This is a genomic window from Kitasatospora sp. NPDC029312 (assembly GCF_055569215.1).
Genome location: NZ_JBVHXY010000002.1, coordinates 277874 through 297332, shown reverse-complemented (window position 1 = coordinate 297332; position 19459 = coordinate 277874). Strand labels below are relative to the sequence as shown.

12 protein-coding genes are annotated in these 19459 nt (G+C 72.3%); 8 read left to right on the top strand and 4 right to left on the bottom strand.

The window, feature by feature from the left end:
• The first annotated feature begins 586 nt into the window (after nucleotides 1-586).
• From ACZ4WV_RS02825 to pyk, 7 genes are all read left to right on the top strand, one after another.
• Nucleotides 587-2557, top strand: a complete 1971-nt coding sequence (locus ACZ4WV_RS02825) for an alpha-1,4-glucan--maltose-1-phosphate maltosyltransferase (RefSeq protein ID WP_465742182.1) — start codon at nucleotides 587-589, stop codon at nucleotides 2555-2557.
• Entirely contained in the window at nucleotides 2554-4278 is a 1725-nt protein-coding gene (gene treS / locus ACZ4WV_RS02820; RefSeq protein ID WP_465742091.1) for a maltose alpha-D-glucosyltransferase, read from the top strand. The genes ACZ4WV_RS02825 and treS overlap by 4 nt, the downstream gene beginning before the upstream one ends.
• 253 nt (nucleotides 4279-4531) lie before the next feature.
• Nucleotides 4532-6022: a maltokinase N-terminal cap-like domain-containing protein gene (locus ACZ4WV_RS02815; RefSeq protein ID WP_465742089.1), complete on the top strand. Its 1491-nt coding sequence runs from the start codon at nucleotides 4532-4534 to the stop codon at nucleotides 6020-6022.
• Nucleotides 6023-6079: 57 nt separating this feature from the next.
• A complete protein-coding gene (glgB, locus tag ACZ4WV_RS02810) occupies nucleotides 6080-8434 on the top strand; it encodes a 1,4-alpha-glucan branching protein GlgB (protein ID WP_465742087.1) in 2355 nt (784 codons plus the stop codon).
• A 152-nt stretch (nucleotides 8435-8586) separates the two neighbouring features.
• Complete coding sequence (gene pta / locus ACZ4WV_RS02805) at nucleotides 8587-10746, top strand: phosphate acetyltransferase (RefSeq protein WP_465742085.1); 2160 nt, start codon at nucleotides 8587-8589, stop codon at nucleotides 10744-10746.
• Nucleotides 10743-11966, top strand: coding sequence for an acetate kinase (locus ACZ4WV_RS02800; protein ID WP_465742083.1), 1224 nt, complete (start codon nucleotides 10743-10745; stop codon nucleotides 11964-11966). The genes pta and ACZ4WV_RS02800 overlap by 4 nt, the downstream gene beginning before the upstream one ends.
• Nucleotides 11967-12060: 94 nt before the next feature.
• A complete protein-coding gene (gene pyk / locus ACZ4WV_RS02795) occupies nucleotides 12061-13488 on the top strand; it encodes a pyruvate kinase (protein ID WP_465742081.1) in 1428 nt (475 codons plus the stop codon).
• A 116-nt stretch (nucleotides 13489-13604) separates the two neighbouring features.
• On the opposite strand, the gene ACZ4WV_RS02790 is transcribed toward pyk, so the two are convergent.
• The 4 genes from ACZ4WV_RS02790 to ACZ4WV_RS02775 all read right to left on the bottom strand — a co-directional run bounded on the left by ACZ4WV_RS02790 (nucleotide 13605) and on the right by ACZ4WV_RS02775 (nucleotide 18289).
• The gene (locus tag ACZ4WV_RS02790; protein WP_465742079.1) at nucleotides 13605-15095 is read right to left on the bottom strand and encodes a DNA polymerase III subunit gamma/tau domain-containing protein; all 1491 of its coding nucleotides are present in this window, start codon (nucleotides 15093-15095) and stop codon (nucleotides 13605-13607) included.
• Nucleotides 15092-15778, bottom strand: a complete 687-nt coding sequence (locus tag ACZ4WV_RS02785; protein ID WP_465742077.1) for a DUF6114 domain-containing protein — start codon at nucleotides 15776-15778, stop codon at nucleotides 15092-15094. Before ACZ4WV_RS02785 ends, ACZ4WV_RS02790 begins: the two co-directional genes overlap by 4 nt.
• A 134-nt stretch (nucleotides 15779-15912) precedes the next feature.
• Nucleotides 15913-16584, bottom strand: a complete 672-nt coding sequence (locus ACZ4WV_RS02780; RefSeq protein WP_465742075.1) for a DUF6230 family protein — start codon at nucleotides 16582-16584, stop codon at nucleotides 15913-15915.
• Between the two features lie 709 nt (nucleotides 16585-17293).
• A complete protein-coding gene (locus ACZ4WV_RS02775) occupies nucleotides 17294-18289 on the bottom strand; it encodes a tetratricopeptide repeat protein (RefSeq protein WP_465742073.1) in 996 nt (331 codons plus the stop codon).
• A 364-nt stretch (nucleotides 18290-18653) separates the two neighbouring features.
• Between ACZ4WV_RS02775 and ACZ4WV_RS02770 the strand changes: the two genes are divergently transcribed.
• Nucleotides 18654-19310, top strand: a complete 657-nt coding sequence (locus tag ACZ4WV_RS02770) for a TetR/AcrR family transcriptional regulator (RefSeq protein WP_465742071.1) — start codon at nucleotides 18654-18656, stop codon at nucleotides 19308-19310.
• Nucleotides 19311-19459: the final 149 nt, after the last annotated feature.

Here is a 19459-nt window from a genome sequence, read left to right as displayed (position 1 = left end):
CGGCACTCCCCCGGCCCGCCCCCCCGGCCCCGCAGGAGCTGCCGCTGATCTCGGGCAGGAGTTTGGCATGCACGGCGACACGCGGGACCAGTCCACACCGGTGGCCGAAAGCCTCGACGCAGCGGTCGCGGAATCCGCCGGACGGATGGATTCTGACACTCGTACAGACCCGGCGATGCCGTCGCCCCGGGGGTCCGGGGCGGTTCGTGACGAATCCTCCGAAGCCCGGCCCTCCACCGCACGGCCTTCCACCGCACGGCCCTCCGCCGCGACCCCACAACCCGGGGTCGAGGAGGGCGGGACCGCGGCCCCGCGCAGGCGCACCACCACGCGCCGCACGAGCGCCGCCACGACGGCCATCACCCACCAGGCCGCCGACCCCGGGGCCGCCGACCCGGCCGCCGCACCCGCGAAGGCCGCTGTCCGCAGGAGCGGCGCCAAGGCCGCGGCGGGTACGGCCACGAGCACCGCCAGGGCCACCGCCACCGCCAGGCCCGCCGTCAAACCCACTGCCAAACCTGCTGCCAAACGCGCCGCCAAACCCGCCGCCAAGCCCTCCGCCCGCAAGACGACAGAGAGCGACACCGTGATCGGCCGCATCCCCGTCCTGGACGTCAGCCCCCTCGTCGACTCCGGCCGCCGCCCGGCCAAGGCCGTCGTCGGTGAGACCTTCCTGGTCACCGCGACCGTCTTCCGCGAGGGCCACGACGCCGTCAACGCCAACGTGGTGCTGCGCGACCCGCGCGGCCGCAGCGGCCCGTGGACGCCGATGCGCGAACTCGCCGAGGGCACCGACCGCTGGGGCGCGTACGTCACCCCGACCGCGCCCGGCCGCTGGTCGTACCTGGTGGAGGCGTGGAGCGACCCGGTCGCCACCTGGCGCAAGGCCGCCTCGATCAAGCTGCCGGCCGGGATCGACACCGCGCTGGTGCTGGAGGAAGGCGCCCGGCTGTTCGAACAGGCGGCCGCCGGCGTGCCGAAGAAGGAGGGCCGGGCGCACGTGCTGGCCGCCGCCGACGCGCTGCGCGACCCGGGGCTGCCCCCGCTGTCGCGGCTGGCCGCGGCGCTCGCCCCCGAGGTGCTGGAGCTGCTGGCCCGCTACCCGCTGCGCGAACTGCTCAGCGCCTCCCGGCCGCTGCCGCTCCAGGTGGACCGCGAGCGCGCGCTGTTCGGCTCCTGGTACGAGTTCTTCCCCCGTTCGGAGGGCGCGGTGGTGGACCCGAACGGGGTCGAGCCGCCGCGTTCCGGCACCCTGCGCACGGCGGCCGAGCGGCTGCCGGCGATCGCCGCGATGGACTTCGACGTGGTCTACCTGCCGCCGGTGCACCCGATCGGACGAGCGTTCCGCAAGGGACCGGACAACACCCTGACGGCCGGTCCGCACGATGTCGGCTCGCCGTGGGCCATCGGCTCCCCCGAGGGCGGCCACGACGCGATCCACCCGGACCTCGGCACCATCGAGGACTTCGACCACTTCGTCGCCGAGGCCCGGGCCCTGCACCTGGAGGTGGCGCTCGACTTCGCCCTCCAGTGCTCCCCGGACCACCCGTGGGTGAACAAGCACCCGGAATGGTTCAGCCACCGCGCGGACGGCACCATCGCGCACGCCGAGAACCCTCCGAAGAAGTATCAGGACATCTATCCGATCAACTTCGATCAGGACATGGACGGAATCGTCAAGGAAACCGTCAGGATCCTTCGATTCTGGATGTCCCACGGCGTTCGGATCTTCCGGGTCGACAACCCCCACACCAAGCCGGTGGTCTTCTGGGAGAAGGTGCTCGGCGACATCGCCCGCACCGACCCGGACGTGGTGTTCCTGGCGGAGGCCTTCACCCGCCCGGCGATGATGCACACCCTCGCGAAGATCGGTTTCCACCAGTCGTACACGTACTTCACCTGGCGCAACACCAAGACCGAACTCACCGAGTACCTCACCGAACTCACGGGTGACGCGGCGGCCTACATGCGCCCCAACTTCTTCGCCAACACCCCGGACATCCTGCACGCCTTCCTCCAGCACGGCGGCCGGGCCGCGTTCGCGATCCGCGCGGTGCTCGCCGCCACCCTCTCCCCCAGCTACGGCGTCTACGCCGGCTACGAGCTGTGCGAGAACGAGCCGGCCCACCCGGGCTCCGAGGAGTACCTGCACTCGGAGAAGTACGAGCTGCGCCCGCGCGACTGGACCCGCACCGACACCCTCGCCCCGCTGCTCACCGTGCTGAACCGGCTGCGCCGGCGCCACCCCGCCCTGCAGCAGCTGCGCAACCTGCGCTTCCACCCCACCGACAACGAGCAGGTGCTCGCCTACTCCAAGACCGCGACCACCTCCGAGGGCCTGACCGACCAGGTGATCACGGTGGTCAACCTCGACCCGCACCACGTCCAGGAGGCCACCGTCACGATCGCCCTGCCCGGGCACGACGCTGACGGCCCGTACACGGTGCACGACGAGCTCACCGGCGCCGTCTACACGTGGGGCCGGCACAACTACGTCCGGCTCGATCCCTCAGCCGAGCCGGCTCACCTCCTCACGGTTCGGAGGAACCCAGCGTGACAGTGAACGAGCCCGTCCCCGACACCTTCCCCGAGACCTCGAAGAAGAACCTGGACCCCGAGTGGTTCAAGCGTGCGGTCTTCTACGAGGTGCTGGTGCGGTCCTTCCAGGACAGCAACGGCGACGGGGTCGGGGACCTCAAGGGGCTCACGGCCAAGCTCGACTACCTCCAGTGGCTCGGCATCGACTGCCTCTGGCTCCCGCCGTTCTTCGCCTCGCCGCTGCGCGACGGCGGGTACGACGTGGCCGACTACAAGTCGGTCCTGCCGGAGTTCGGCGACATCGCCGACTTCATGGAGTTCGTCGACGCCGCGCACGCGCGCGGCATGCGCGTGATCATCGACTTCGTCATGAACCACACCAGCGACCAGCACCCGTGGTTCCAGGCCTCCCGCGCGGACCCGGACGGGCCGTACGGCGACTTCTACATGTGGGCCAACGACGACAAGCAGTACCCGGACGCCCGGATCATCTTCGTCGACACCGAGACCTCCAACTGGACGTACGACCCCGTGCGCAAGCAGTACTACTGGCACCGCTTCTTCTCCCACCAGCCGGACCTCAACTACGACAACCCCCGGGTCCAGGACGAGATGATCGCCGGACTGCGGTTCTGGCTCGACCTCGGCATCGACGGCTTCCGGCTAGACGCGGTGCCCTACCTGTTCGCCCGCGAGGGCACCAACTGCGAGAACCTGCCGGAGACCCACGAGTTCCTCAAGCGGGTCCGCAAGGAGATCGACGCCGACTACCCGGACACCGTGCTGCTCGCCGAGGCCAACCAGTGGCCGGAGGACGTCGTCGACTACTTCGGCGACTTCGCGGCGGGCGGCGACGAGTGCCACATGGCGTTCCACTTCCCGGTGATGCCGCGGATCTTCATGGCCGTGCGCCGGGAGTCCCGCTACCCGGTGTCCGAGATCCTCGCCAAGACCCCGCAGATCCCGGGCGGCTGCCAGTGGGGCATCTTCCTGCGCAACCACGACGAGCTGACCCTGGAGATGGTCACCGACGAGGAGCGCGACTACATGTACGCGGAGTACGCCAAGGACCCCCGGATGCGCGCCAACGTGGGCATCCGCCGCCGGCTCGCCCCGCTGCTGGAGAACGACCGCAACCAGATCGAGCTGTTCACCGCCCTGCTGCTCTCCCTGCCCGGCTCGCCGGTGCTCTACTACGGGGACGAGATCGGCATGGGCGACAACATCTGGCTGGGCGACCGGGACGGCGTGCGCACGCCGATGCAGTGGACCCCGGACCGCAATGCGGGTTTCTCCTCCGCCGACCCGGGCAGGCTCAGTCTGCCGCCCATCATGGACCCGGTGTACGGCTACCAGGTGACCAACGTCGAGGCGCAGCAGAGCAGTTCGAGTTCGCTGCTGCACTGGACGCGTCGCATGATCGAGATCCGCAAGCTCAATCCGGCGTTCGGCCTCGGCACCTACACCGAACTGCCGTCCAGCAACCCCGCCGTACTGGCCTTCGTGCGCGAGTACGAGGGGGACCTGGTCATGTGCGTGAACAACTTCTCGCGGTTCGCGCAGCCGACCGAGCTGGACCTTCGGCAGTACGGCGGACGGTACCCGGTCGAGCTGATCGGTGGGGTGCGCTTCCCGTCGATCGGCGAGTGGCCCTACCTGCTCACGCTGGCCGGGCACGGCTTCTACTGGTTCCAGCTCCGGCAGCCCCCGCGCCTGAGCGGCACCAGGCGGTCGAAGTAACGATCCGCCGCGCCGCGCCGGCCGCCGGTCCGCACGGCACCACCAGACCCTCCGGGGGCGCGAGTTGCACCCCGCGCCCCCGGAGCTCTCTGCACCACCGCGTACGGAGAACAGCCCAACGGCCACCCACACGAAGGCGTGACACCCGAGCCGTGCTCGCGTGCCGCGACCGCCGCGCCGCCGAAATCCGGAAGACTGACGGACCCGGCCACGACCCGTCGGGCAGTCCGCGTGCTTCCGGGGAAAGGGAGTCATGTCCGAAACCTCCCGTTCTCAAGCCCATGTGCAGCCCGACGCCCCGGCCGGTCCCGCCGCGCCCACGGGCGTGCGCGGCACCGGGCCCCGGAGAACCGCCCTGGGGGTCAGCGAACTCGTCCAGGCGGCCCTGCCGCTGATCGCCGAGTGGCTCCCCACCCAGCGCTGGTACGCCGGGAAGGGACGGCCCATCACGGGACTCACCCCGGTGGTCGGAACCCCGCTGCAGGTCGGCGACCCGGCCCTGCTGCACCTGCTGCTGCGGGTCGAGCACGCCACCACGGCCGGCGCCCCGCACGGCGACATCTACCAGCTCCTGCTGGGCATCCGCTCCCAGGGCCCCGCGGGGATCGAGCCCAGCGCGGTGCTCGGCCGGCTCAGCCAGGGCCCGTACGACGGCGCCGCCCTCTACGACGCCGTGCACGACCCGGAACTCACCGGCCGCCTGCTGGAACACCTCGCCACCGGTGACCGCTTCGGCGCGCTGTCCTTCCGCCGCACCCCGGGCTCCGGACTGCCCGCCAACCTCCCCGGCCGCGCCTCCACCGCCGAGCAGTCCAACAGCTCGGTCATCTACGGCACGTCGTACATCCTCAAGCTGTTCCGGCGCATCCACCCTGGCACCAACCCCGACCTGGAGCTCTCGCTCGCCCTCTCCCGGGCCGGCTCCACCCGCATCCCCCGGGTCGCCGCCTGGTTCGAGAGCCGGATGGAGCGCGCCGAGCCCGCCACCCTGGGGCTGCTGCAGCGCTACCTGCCGGACGCGGAGGACGGCTGGGAGCTCGCCCTCGACCAGGTCGGCCGGCTCAAGGGCGACCGCTCCCCCGGCAACTTCGCGATCGAGGCGCACCGGCTCGGCCGGGCCACCGCCGAGGTACACCGGGTGCTGGCCCGCTCGATGCCGGTCGCCCGGCTCGACCGCACCCAGACCGGCCGGCTCGCCACCGCGATGGCCGACCGGCTGGACAGCGCGGTCGCCGCCGTCCCCGGACTGCTGCGCTTCCGGTCCGCGCTGCGCAACGCCTTCCAGCAGCTCGCCGACGCCCACCCGGACGGCCTGCCGGTCCAGCGCATCCACGGCGACCTCCACCTCGGACAGGCCATGCGCACCCCGCACGGGTGGGTGCTGCTGGACTTCGAGGGCGAGCCGGCCAAGTCCGTCAACGAGCGCCGCGAACCGCAACCCGCCCTGCGGGACGTCGCCGCGATGCTGCGCTCCTTCGACTACGCGGCCGCCCACCTGCTGGCCGGCGGCCCGGTCGACCCGGAACTGGCCCACCTCGCCGCCGCCTGGGCGCAGCGCAACCGCACCGCCTTCTGCGCCGGCTACACCGCCGGGGGCGGCGCCGACCCGGCGGCCTCCCCGGAGCTGATGCGGGCACTGGAGATCGACAAGGCGGTGTACGAGGTGGTGTACGAGGCCCGGCACCGGCCCAGCTGGCTGCCGATCCCGCTGGCCGCGATCAACCGGCTCGCCCTGTCCGTCTGATCCCCGCACTCACCCCGCTCCGCCACGAGTTCGCCCACCCCGCAGGAGGACCACGCCGTGACGCCGCTCGACCCGACCGGCCGCCCCAGCCGCCCCGTTCCGGCCGCCTCGCCGGCCGACCCGCCCCGAGCCGAAGGGCGCGCCGGTGCCGAGAGCCCGGGGGCGAGCGGGGAAGTCCCGGCGGCCCCCGTCCCGGCGGACACCGCCACCGGCTCGCTGCGCCTGCCCGAAGCGCCGCTGCCGCCGGCCGAGGTGGACCGGCTGGTGAGCGGGCAGCACCACGACCCGCACGCGCTGCTCGGCGCCCACCCGGTGAACGGCGGCACGGCGATCCGGGTGCTGCGCCCCTTCGCCGAGCGGGTGGTGGTGGAGACCGCCGAGGGCCCCGCCGAACTCACCCCTCAGCACGGCGGGTTGTTCACCGGCCTGCTGGCCGGCGGCGACCTCCCGGACTACACCCTGCTGGTGACCTACCCCGGCGGCGAGCCGCTGCGCCAGCACGACGGCTACCGCACCCCGCCCACCCTGGGCGAGCTCGACCTGCACCTGATCTCCGAGGGCCGGCACGAACAGCTCTGGCGGGCGCTCGGCTCGCACGTGCGCACCGTCGACGGCGTCCCCGGCACCGCCTTCGCGGTCTGGGCGCCGAACGCCGTCGGAGTCCGGCTGATCGGCGACTTCAACCACTGGAACGGCACCGGGCACCCGATGCGCTCGCTCGGCTCCTCCGGGATCTGGGAGCTGTTCGTGCCCGGCCTCGCCGAGGGCGCCACGTACAAGTACGAGATCCACACCCGGCAGGGCTGGGTGCTCGACAAGGCCGACCCGCTGGCCCGGGCCGCCCAGTGCCCGCCCGGCACCGCCTCGGTGGTCACCTCCTCGGCGTACGCGTGGCAGGACGGTGAGTGGATGGCCCGCCGGGCCCGCAGCGCCCACCACCGCGCGCCGATGTCGGTGTACGAGCTGCACCTGGGCTCCTGGCGGCCCGAGCTCACCACCTACCGGGAGATCGCCGAGGAACTGCCCCGCTACCTCCAGGAGCTGAACTTCACCCACGTGGAGTTCATGCCGGTGATGGAGCACCCCTTCGGCGGCTCCTGGGGCTACCAGGTCTCCGGCTACTACGCGCCCACCGCCCGGCTCGGCTCCCCCGACGACTTCCGGTACCTGGTGGACGCCCTGCACCGGCACGGCATCGGCGTGATCGTCGACTGGGTGCCCGCGCACTTCCCGAAGGACGACTTCGCACTCGCCCGCTTCGACGGCGAGCCGCTGTACGAGCCGGCCGACCCGCTGCGCGCCGAGCACCCGGACTGGGGGACGCTGGAGTTCGACTACGGGCGCAAGGAGGTGCGCAACTTCCTGGTCGCCAACGCCGTCTACTGGTGCGAGGAGTTCCACGTCGACGGCCTGCGGGTGGACGCGGTCGCCTCGATGCTCTACCTCGACTACTCCCGCGAGGGCGGCGCCTGGACGCCCAACCAGTTCGGGGGCCGGGAGAACCTGGACGCGGCCGCGTTCCTCCAGGAGATGAACGCCACCGTCTACCGCCGCTGCCCCGGCGTGGTCACCGTCGCCGAGGAGTCCACCGCCTGGGAGGGCGTCACCCGGCCCACCGACGCCGGCGGGCTCGGCTTCGGACTGAAGTGGAACATGGGCTGGATGCACGACTCGCTGGTCTACATGTCCAAGGAGCCGGTGCACCGCAAGTACCACCACAACGAGATCACCTTCTCGATGGTGTACGCGTACTCCGAGAACTACATCCTGCCGATCTCGCACGACGAGGTCGTCCACGGCAAGCAGGCCCTGGTCGCCAAGATGCCCGGCGACTGGTGGCAGCAGCGCGCCAACCACCGCGCCTACCTGGGCTTCATGTGGTCCCACCCGGGCAAGCAACTCCTGTTCATGGGACAGGAGTTCGCCCAGGGAGCGGAGTGGGACCACGAGCACGGCCCGCAGTGGTGGGTGCTCGACGAGAAGTGGCCGGCCCGCGAGGAGCACCTGGGGGTGCGCCGCCTGGTCCGCGACCTCAACCGGGTCTACCGGGACACCCCGGCCCTCTGGGAGCTCGACACCGTCCCGGACGGCTTCCGCTGGCTCGACGGCGGCGCCGCCGACGACAACCTGCTCTCCTTCGTCCGCTTCGCCGCCGACGGAACCCCGCTGGTCGCCGTCTGCAACTTCTCCCCCGTGGTCCGCCACGGCCGCCGGGTCGGCCTGCCCGCCCTCCCGGGCCGCGAGCAGCTCTGGGATGAGGTGCTGAACACCGACGCCGAGACCTACGGCGGCAGCGGCGTCGGCAACTCCCACCCGGTCAAGGCCGACCCGGTCGAGTGGGACGGCCAGCCCCGCTCCGCCGAACTCGTCCTCCCCCCGCTCGCCACCGTCTGGCTCCGCCCGGCCCGCTGACCGCCGCCTCCGGGCGCCCCTCCCCCCGGGCGCCCGGAGGTGACCTTGGTCCCTTGCCGCCCCGGCCGGACCCTGCTAGCGGACGGCCGCGCGGAGGTCGAAGGTATGGTCGATATGACCAGCTTCCGAGACGACGGGACGGAGACACCCACGTGGCGCGCAGCGTGTACGTGACCGGCATCGACCGAGGGGACGGCCGGCAGGCGGTCGAACTCGGGGTCATGGAACTGCTCACGCGCCAGGTGGACCGGGTCGGGGCGTTCCGCCCGCTGGTGCACGCGGCCGCGCCCGGCGAGCCGGGCTCCGACCACGTGGTGGAGCTGCTGCGCGGGCGCTACCGGATCGAGCTGCCCGGCTCCGAGCTGTACGGGCTCACCTACGAGGAGGCCGCCGCGCTGCAGGCCGCCCGGGGGCAGGACGAACTGGTCTCCGCCCTGGTCGACCGCTTCCGGTCGCTGGAGCGGCGCTGCCAGGCCGTCCTGGTCCTCGGCACCGACTTCGCGGACACCAACATCCCGGACGAGCTGGCCTTCAACGCCCGCCTGGCCAACGAGTTCGGCGCCGCCGTGCTGCCGGTGGTCGGCGGCCAGGGCAAGGACCCGGAGGCCGTGATCGCCGAGGCGCTGGGCGCCCACCGGGCGTACACCGACCTGGGCTGCGAGACCCTGGCGATGATCGCCAACCGGACGGCCGCCGGCGCCAAGCAGCGGATCCAGCGCACGCTCACCGAGAAGCTGCCGATCCCCGCCTACGTCATCCCGGAGGAGCCGGCCCTGGCCGCGCCGACCGTCGCCCAGCTGGTCGAGGCGACCGGCGCCGAGGTGCTGCTCGGCGACGCCGCGGGCCTGGCCCGGGACGTGCGCGGCTTCGTCTTCGGCGGCGCCATGCTACCCACCTTCCTGGACGCGCTGACCGAGGGCGCCCTGGTGGTCACCCCCGGGGACCGCGCCGACCTAGTGGTCGGCTCGCTGGCCGCCCACGCGGCCGGCGAGCCGCCGATCGCCGGCGTGCTGCTGACCCTCGGCCTGCACCCCGGGCCGAACGTCATGGCGCTCGCCGCCCGGCTCGCCCCCGGCACCCCCGTCGCGGTCGTCCCCGAGGGCAGCTGGCCCACCGCCGCCACCCTCACCCACCTGGAGGGCAAGCTCACCACGGCCAGCCCCCGGAAGGCCGAGATCGCCCTCGGCCTGTTCGAATTGCACGTGGACACCGTGGAGTTGACGAACCGGATCGAGGTCGGCCGGTCCGAGCGGGTCACCCCGATGATGTTCGAGCACGAGCTGCTGGAGCGCGCCCGGGCCGGCCGCCGGCACGTCGTGCTGCCCGAGGGCACCGAGGAGCGGGTGCTGCGCGCCGCGGAGATCCTGCTGCGCCGCAACATCTGCGACCTCACCCTGCTCGGCGAGGTCGACGCGGTTCGCCGCAAGGCCGCGAGCCTGGGCATCGACCTCCCGCAGGTGGGGGCGCCTCCCGGCGGCCAGGCCGGGGGAGAGCCGGGCGCCGACCGCGCCCAGGTCCGGATCGTCGACCCGACCACCAGCCCGCTGCGCCGCCAGTTCGCCGAGCTCTACGCCCGGCTGCGCGCCCACAAGGGCATGACCGTCGAGCTGGCCCTGGACGTGGTCACCGACGTCTCCTACTTCGGCACCCTGATGGTCCAGGAGGGCATCGCCGACGGCATGGTCTCCGGCGCGGTGCACTCCACCGCGGCGACCATCCGGCCCGCCTTCGAGGTGATCAAGACCTCGCCGGGCGCCTCGATCGTCTCCTCCGTCTTCTTCATGTGCCTCGCCGACAAGGTGCTGGTCTACGGCGACTGCGCGGTCAACCCCGACCCGGACGCCCAGCAGCTGGCCGACATCGCGATCCAGTCCGCCGCCACCGCCGCCCAGTTCGGGGTGGAGCCGCGGGTCGCGATGCTCTCGTACTCCACCGGCACCTCGGGCTCCGGCGCGGACGTCGACAAGGTCCGCAAGGCCACCGAGATCGTCCGCGAGCTGCGCCCGGACATCCTGGTCGAGGGCCCGATCCAGTACGACGCGGCGGTGGACGAGCACGTCGCGGCCACCAAGCTGCCGGGCTCGCCGGTGGCCGGGCGGGCGACGGTGCTGATCTTCCCGGACCTCAACACGGGCAACAACACCTACAAGGCCGTCCAGCGCTCGGCCGGCGCCGTCGCGGTCGGCCCGGTGCTGCAGGGGCTGCGCAAGCCCGTCAACGACCTCTCGCGCGGGGCACTGGTGGAGGACATCGTCAACACCGTCGCGATCACCGCCATCCAGTCCCAGGACGACAAGGAGCCGCAGGCATGACCGCAGGGACCCGCGTCCTCGTTCTCAACGCCGGCTCCTCGTCGGTGAAGTACCAGCTGATCGAGATGCTGGACGGAGCCCGGCTGGCCTCCGGGCTGGTCGAGCGGATCGGCGAGGCCGGCGGCCGGCTGGCGCACACCCCGCGCACGGGCGAGCGGCGCGAGCTGCTGCAGGTCTTCCCGGACCACTCGGCCGCGCTGAAGGCCGTCGCCGAGGAGCTGGCCGCCGACGGCCTCGGCCTGGACTCCCCCGAGCTGGCCGCGATCGGCCACCGGGTGGTGCACGGGGGCAAGCGGTTCACCGAGCCGACCGTGATCACCGACGAGGTGCTCAAGGAGGTGCGCCGGCTGATCCCGGTCGCGCCGCTGCACAACCCGGCCAACATCACCGGCATCGAGGTGGCCCGCGCGCTGCGCCCCGACCTGCCGCAGGTGGCCGTCTTCGACACCGCCTTCCACGCCTCGATGCCCGAGTACTCGGCCCGGTACGCGATCGACAAGGCCGTCGCCGACGAGCACCGGGTGCGCCGCTACGGCTTCCACGGCACCTCGCACCAGTACGTCTCGCGGGCCACCGCCCGGCTGCTCGGCAAGGACCCGGCCGAGGTCAACGTCATCGTGCTGCACCTGGGCAACGGCGCCTCCGCCTCGGCGGTCAGCGGCGGGCGCTGCGTGGACACCTCGATGGGCCTCACCCCCCTGGAGGGCCTGGTCATGGGCACCCGTTCGGGTGACATCGACGCCGGCGTGGTGTTCCACCTGCACCGGGTCGGCGGGATGTCCATCGACGAGATCGACGACCTGCTCAACCGCCGCAGCGGCCTGCGCGGCCTGTGCGGCGAGAACGACATGCGCGAGGTCATGCGCCGCGCCGACGAGGGGGACGCGGACGCGAGGCTCGCCTTCGACGGCTACGTCCACCGGCTGCGCAAGTACATCGGCGGCTACTACGCGGTGCTCGGCCGGGTGGACGCGATCGCGTTCACCGCGGGCGTCGGCGAGAACGCGGCGCCGGTGCGCGCGGCGGCCACCGCGGGGCTGGCCGAGCTGGGCATCGCGGTGGACCCGGAGCTGAACTCGGTGCGCTCCGGCGAGCCCCGGATCATCTCGCCCGCGTACGCCCGGGTGGCGGTCGCGGTGGTGCCCACCGACGAGGAGCTGGAGATCGCCCGACAGGCCTTCGCCCTGGTGCACCGGGAGGGTGGTGTGTCCGAGGACTGACACGAAATCGTCTCACTCCTCGAAACTCTTCGTCGGCGATTCCTCCCGGTCCGTGCGGAATGCACCTATAACACGAACGGATAGACTGATCCATATGCGCCGAGCGAAAATTGTTTGCACCCTGGGTCCGGCCACGGACTCCTACGAACAGCTGAAGGCCATCGTCGAGGCGGGCATGAACGTCGCCCGACTGAACATGAGCCACGGCAACCACGCGGACCACGAAGAGCGGTACCGCAAGGTCCGCCAGGTCTCGGAGGACACCGGCAAGGCCATCGGCGTCCTGGCCGACCTCCAGGGCCCCAAGATCCGGCTGGCGACCTTCGCCAACGGGCCGGTGACCGTCGACAACGGCGACGAGTTCACCATCACCACCGAGGACGTCCCCGGTGACCAGCACATCTGCGGCACCACCTACAAGGGCCTGCCCGGCGACGTGAAGCCCGGCGACCCGATCCTGATCAACGACGGCGTCATCGCCCTGGAGGTCGTCAGCGTCGACGGCCCGCGGGTGAAGACCGTGGTGGTCGAGGGCGGCGTGCTCTCGAACAACAAGGGCATCAACCTGCCCGGTGCGGCCGTGAACGTGCCCGCCCTGTCCGAGAAGGACAAGGACGACCTGCGCTTCGCGCTGCGCCTGGGCGTCGACATGGTCGCCCTGTCCTTCGTCCGCAACGCGGACGACATCAAGGACGTCCACGAGGTCATGGACGAGGTCGGCATCCGCGTGCCGGTCATCGCCAAGATCGAGAAGCCGCAGGCCGTCGAGGCCATGGAGGAGATCGTCCTCGCCTTCGACGCCATCATGGTCGCCCGCGGCGACCTGGCCGTGGAGTACCCGCTGGAGCAGGTGCCGCTGGTCCAGAAGCAGCTGATCACGCTGGCCCGCCGCAACGCCAAGCCGGTCATCGTCGCCACCCAGATGATGGAGTCGATGATCCACGCCTCGCGCCCGACCCGCGCCGAGGTCTCGGACGTCGCGAACGCCATCCTGGACGGCACCGACGCGGTGATGCTCTCCGCCGAGTCCAGCGTCGGCAAGTACCCGGTCGAGACCGTCCGCACCATGAGCCGGATCTGCGAGAAGGCCGAGGAGGAGCTCATCTCCCAGGGCCTCCAGCCGCTCAACCCGGGCCGCAAGCCGCGGACCCAGGGCGGCTCGGTCGCCCGCGCCGCCTGCGAGCTGGGCGACTTCCTGAACGGCAAGGCGCTGATCGCCTTCACCAAGTCCGGTGACACCGCGCGCCGGCTGTCCCGCTACCGCTCGCCGATCCCGGTGATCGCCTTCACCCCGGACTCGGCCACCCGCAACCAGCTCTCGCTGAGCTGGGGCGTCGAGTCGTACGTCACCGAGCAGGTGGCCACCACCGACGCGATGGTCGCTCAGGTCGACCGCGAGCTGCTGAAGATGGGCGAGCTGAGCGAGGGCGACACCGTGATCGTCACCGCCGGTGTCCCGGTCGGCATCCCCGGCACCACCAACATGGTGCAGGTGCACCGCCTGGGCAGCCACGGCGAGTGACGCCGGGCCGTACGAACGCCGGTGGGGCGGTCCTCCTTCACGGGAGGGCCGCCCCACCGGCGTTTCGCCGTCGGCTTCTTGTCGCGCCCGTCGCCTCTACTCGCCGCTACTCGGCGCTACTTGTCGCTGTAGGGCGCGTCGTCGTTGAACAGGTGCATCCCGGGGATGTGCAGGGTGCCGCCGAACTGGCCGGCCTGCTTGGCGGTCACCCCGGTCAGCTCCAGGTCCAGCGGGATCGGGATGGCGCCGATCAGGTCGTACAGCCAGCGCGGGAGGGTGTCCGGAGTGAGCGTGATCTCGCCCAGGTCGATCGGGATCGGCAGGCCGAGCACCTTGGACAGGTGGCCGGACAGCCGCTCCACGTACATGGTGACCGGGCCGTTGCGCATGGTCGAGGTCGAGCCCGGGGCTCCCTGGACGTGGAAGGTGACGCCGTTGCCCTCCAGGGTCGACATGTCGAGGTTCTCGATGTCCACGCTGTCGACCACGAACTTCAGCACCCGCTTGGTGCCGGTCGGGGTCTTCACGTCGTAGACGCCGTGGAACACCGCGCCGTGCAGGCCGAGCCGGCTGGTCTGCAGCGTCCAGTTCTGCTCCGGGACGACGTGCTCGGCGGCGGCCGCACCGGCGGTCAGACTCCGGGCGTCGACCGTGCAGTTGGGGTCGGCGGTGGGCGAGGCGGACGGCGTGCCGGAGGCGCTCGCGCCGGGCGTGGGCGTCGTCGTGGCACCGGCCGAGGGAGTCGTGGACGCAGACGCCTTCGGGCTCGCCTTGCCGGTCGGCGCGGTGGCGACCGACGACGACTGCCCGGAAGACTTCCCGCCGGAGGACTGCGCGCCGGAAGACTGCGCGGCGGGTGGCGCGGCCTGCTGGGCGCCCGCGGCCGGGGCCTGCGACTGGGCGGGCTGTGCCGGGGTGCCGGCCTGCGGCGCCGGGGCGGCCGGGGTCTGGGGAGTGCCCGGCGCGGGGGCCGGGGTCGGGGTGGCACTGGGTGTCGGACTGGCCGACCCACCCGGGTTCAGCAGGTGGTTGATGCCACCCACGATGTCGTCGATCAGCCCGGCCTGGCTCGCGGTGGCCGTGCCGTTTCCGGCGCCCTGGTAGACGGCGCTCACCGCACCCGACCCACCGGTGCCGGCGGAGCGGACGACGGGCGGCTTCACCGGCGAGGTGGGCGCCGTGGCGGCGGGCGGCTTCACCGGCGAGGTGGGCGGTGCGGCCGTCGGCGTCGGGGCCGCCGTCGGGCTCGGCGTGGTCGGGGGCACGGCGGTCGGACCCGTGCTCGGGGCGGCCGTCGGCCCGGTGGTGGGCGCGGCGGACGGGCCGGGCGGCGGCTCGGGCAACTCGCTCTTGGGGACGGGCGTCTCGACCGGCGCGACGTCCGGCACGGTGGCCGGCGCGGTGGGGCAGGACTTGCTCGCGGTGGACTCGGCGACCGCCGCGTTGGGCGTGTAGGCGGCGGCCATCAGCAGCGCGGTCGGCACCGCGGCCATCGCCAGCGCGCGGCCTCTCAGCCGGACCCGGACCGGCGTTCTCGGCGCCGCGTGCCGGCCGGAGCGCTGCGCGGGGGCGGCCGTGCCCTCTGCTTGCTCGGCCGGCCCGGTCACCGCGCCTCCTCCTGCTCCCCGTCGGCGCGCTGCTGCGGCACGGTCGGCCCGGCGGCGGGCTCGGCCGCAGCGGGCTCCTGCGGCGCGGCCTGGGCGGGCAGCTTCGCGGTGGGCGCCTCGGCGGCCGCCTCAGGGGTGGGCTCGGCGGCGGTCCCAGCGGCGGGATCGGTGACGCTCTCAGCGGCAGGGTCAGTGGCGACGCTCTGCGCCACCGAGGGGTCAGCCGCCTTCTCGGCCCGCCGCGCGCGCCGGCCTCCGACCGGCTCGGCCGAGGGTTCCGGCAGCGGCGCCCAGGAGACCATCAGCCCGCCGCCGATCAGGCCGGGCAGCAGCGCCATGCCGAAGCCGGCCAGGTTGGAGACCGGGATCGAGACCAGCGTCAGCAGGATGGTCGCGATGCCGCCGAACACCCGCACGGCGGGCTGGAACCAGGCGGTCAGACCGAGGATGATCATCAGTACCCCGATGATCAGCGACCCGGCGCCCGCCGTGGTGGACATCGCGATGGTCAGCCCGCCGAACGACAGGTGCGCGTAGGGGAAGTAGAGGATCGGGACGCCGGCGATCATGGCCAGCAGGCCGCCCCAGAAGGGCCTGGTGCGGCGGAATTCACGGAAGTGCCGCCACAGCCACCCGACCGGGTTCTGCTGACGGGGCCGCGTCTCGACCGTTGCGCTGGACATGGTGCAACTCCTCGACGTCGCTACGAGGTTGGAACAAAAGGGGGGTGGCCGAGGAGCGGCGGTGATCCGCCGCCCCCCGGCCGCAGGTGGACCCGTCACGCCGGCACACCCGGTGGTGTGCCGTCAGACCGGACTCAGAAGCACTCGTTGCCCGGGCCGTCGCCGCTCTTCAGCGCGAGGTTCAGGCCGTTCAGCTTGAAGGTGCCGGCCGAGGTGGCCCGGGCCGTCTGCTGAACGCCGGCCAGGTCGGCCTTCTGGGCGGCCTGGGCGAAGCCGGTCGGACCGCTCGGCAGGCCGGCGCCGCCGCCCGCCTTGGTGACGCCCGGGTGCGGGGTCCAGCCCTGGGTGGCCGTACCGGAGAGGGTGGAGGCGTCCTGACCGATGTTGATGTTGGTGAAGGTCGCGTCCGCCTTCAGCTGCTCGAGGTCGATCAGCAGGTTGTCGGCCTGGACCGGCTTGCCCGCCTCGGTGCCGGCGTGCAGCTGCAGGGTGATCTTGCCCAGGCCGAACCCGGACAGGTCGGTCACCACCGACTGGCACAGGTTGGTGATGTCGGCGTGGTCGAAGGCCGAGACCGCGACCGGGTGGGGCTTGCCGTTCGCCTCGATGTCGACCGAGCCGAACTGGGCGAAGTTGGTGCCGTGCAGCTGGTCGGTGCTGACCTTGAACTGCTGGCCGGAAATGCTGAACGAGGCGGCGAGCGCGCTGTTGGCGATCGAGACGCCGACCATCGCGGTGGCCGCGACGCTCGGCACCATCACCAGGGCGAAGCGCTTCCAGCGGGTCTTGCCGTAGGCCTTGGACATGCGAGTCCTCCTTCTAGGACGTACATCTCCGGCTCCCGGCGGCGCGTCCCGCGCCGGTGGGGGCCTGGGATGGGAGAGAGCTACGTCCTCGGTAGCGGAGAGCGCCTTGGGCGTCGCCGGACGCGGGAGCGGCCGGCGCAACGCGGCACTCCCGTCCCGATACCGGCCGTCCTTGCGGGACGACGGGTCGGACCGACGACATCGGCGATCACCCCCGAGCGACAACCAGCGACCGCGCAGGGCCGCGCGGCCGGTCGAGGACAGGAACCGCCGTGGGACCGCGGATACCCCCCTGCCCTCCCTCCCGCCGACCGGAGCCGGCGGATCACCCGGTGGGGATCCCGCGCTCCGTTTCGGCCGACCGGCTGTCGGCGGCTGTGGAGTCTGGGACCGGGCGTGGCCGATCGTGCTTGAATCCCGGGCGAAGCACAAGGGGTGACTTACTGACGGGTAATCCAACAGTCGGTGGAGCCGATCATGAAAACGTCCGAAATTACACCGTGCGTGACGACTTGAAGGAAACGTGACGGCGAAACTCCCCCGAAACACCGACGAAACACCCGTGGGTGGTCACTGAACGTGACCACCCACGGGTGAAATCAAGATTTGGTAAACGTCTGTCCGGTGGACCGGATTGTCGCCATATCACCAGCGACACCGCAGGTCATCCGCCGTGCCAGGCACTCGGTGCCAGGCGCGACGACCGGGCTCAGAACAGCACGCGCGCCAGCGCCGTCCGGGCCGCGACGACCCGCGGGTCCTCGGCGCCGATCACCTCGAACAGCTCCAGCAGGCGCAGCCGGGCGGTGTCCCGGTCCTCGCCGAAGGTCCGGCCGACGGTGTCCACCAGGCGCCCGAAGGCGTCCTCGACGTGACCGCCCACCAGGTCCATGTCCGCGGCGCGGAGCTGCGCCTCGACGTCCTTCGGGTCGGCCGCGGCGGCCGCCCGGACCGTCTGCAGGTCCAGGCCCTCGACCCGCTGCAGCAGCTGGGCCTGGGCCAGGCCGAGCTTGGCCTCGGTGTTGCCGGGCTCGTCGGTCAGCACGTTCCGGTACGCCTGGATGGCGCCGCCCAGGTCCCCGGCGTCCAGCGCGTCGTGCGCGGCGGCCAGCGCCGGGTCCTCCGGCCGCTGCGGGGCCGCGGCGGGCTCGTCGCCCGGGGCGCCCACGCCGCCGGAGATGCCGAAGCGCTGTTCGGCGACCAGGATCAGCTGGTCCAGCACCTTGCGGACGTTGGCGGCGCTCTCCGCGCCCTGGAACAGCGGCACCAGCTGGCCGGCCACCACGGCCATCACGGCCGGGATGCCCTGGATGCCGAACTGCTGGGCGATCAGCTGGTTGGCGTCCACGTCGATCTTGGCGAGCACGAAGCGGCCGGCGTACTCCTCGGCCAGGCTCTCCAGGATCGGACTGAGCTGCTTGCAGGGACCGCACCACTCGGCCCAGAAGTCGATGACGACCGGCACCTCGGTGGAGCGCTGGACGACCTCGGTCTCGAAGGTGTCCTCGGTGACGTCGATGACGAGCCGGTAGTCGGCGGACTGGGCGGGGGCGACTCCGGCCGCTTCGGCGGCGGCCGCCTGACGGGCCCGCTCGGCCCGGGCCTGCTCGGCCTTCTGGGCGGCCTCGCCGGCCGCCTTCACTGCGGCGAGGTCGACCGCGCCGCGCAGGGCGGCGCTGTTGAGACGCGAATTCCGTGGCTGCATGGCACCATCCTCCCCCGTCCGCGCTGCTCGCGGGCGCCAACCTCCGGAAAGTCGCCCCGCGCGGGCTGCGCGGCGACGGGTTTCCGGGCGGTGCGCCCTTCCCCCGGTAGCCTGAACCGTTCGGCACGGATCCCCACCCGCACCGCGCCGCCCCCGTCCCACGGATGCGGCGCCTGGTTGTCACTGCTTTCGCTACAGGTCGTAGCGTAACTGGAGCCGGTGCCCCGGCCGCAAGCCCCACCAGCGCTTCGGGGACGTGACCTGTCCCACTTTCCCGGCTCCGGCGGCTGCCCGAATCGGCGAACAGTCGCTACCGTTACCAGCCCCACCCAAGTTACTTACCAGTAAAGCGCAAGGAGACCCGGTGCCGGCCGCCCAGCCCCCCGCGAGCCCGGACAGCACAGTCCGGGAGCGCGCCCACGCGTTCCGGGCCAAGGGCCGCCCGCGCAGCGCCGCCGCCGACCTCGCGATCCTCGACGCCACCCGCGAGGCGCTCGCCGAACTCGGCTGGGGCGGACTGACCATGGGCCATGTCGCGGCCCGCGCCAAGGTCGCCAAGACCACCCTCTACCGCCGCTGGCCGTCCAAGAACGAACTCGTGGTGGACGCCGTCGCCAGCCTCTTCGACGAACTGGTGATGCCCGACCTCGGCAACCTGCGGGACGACATCGAGGCGGTGGTGACCCAGTTCGCCGACCTGCTGGCCCGCCCGGAGACCCAGGCCGCGCTGCTCGCGCTCTTCGCCGAGGGCATCCGGGACCCACAGCTGCACCGCCGGATCCGCGAAGCGATCGTGGACCCGCAGAAGCACCTCGTCCGGCAGGGCCGGGCGTCCGCCCAGGCGCGCGGCGAGCTCGAACCGGACACCGACGCCGAGGCGGCGGCGCAGGAGGTCGACATCATCTTCGACACCATCGCGGGCACCGTCGAGCACCGGGTCCTGATCAGCGGCGAACCGATCACCCCCGAGTGGACCCGCCGCTTCACCGACCTGCTGCTCGGGCCGCTCACCACCGGCTGAGGACACGCCGGGGGGGGGGGGGGGGGGGGGGGGGGGGGGGGGGGGGGGGGGTGGGGGGGTGGTGGGGGGGGGGGGGGGGAGGCAGAGCTACGGCAGCGGCTGTTCTTCTTCGTTCTGCTCTTATCTCTTGTGGTGGAGGGTGATCGCAC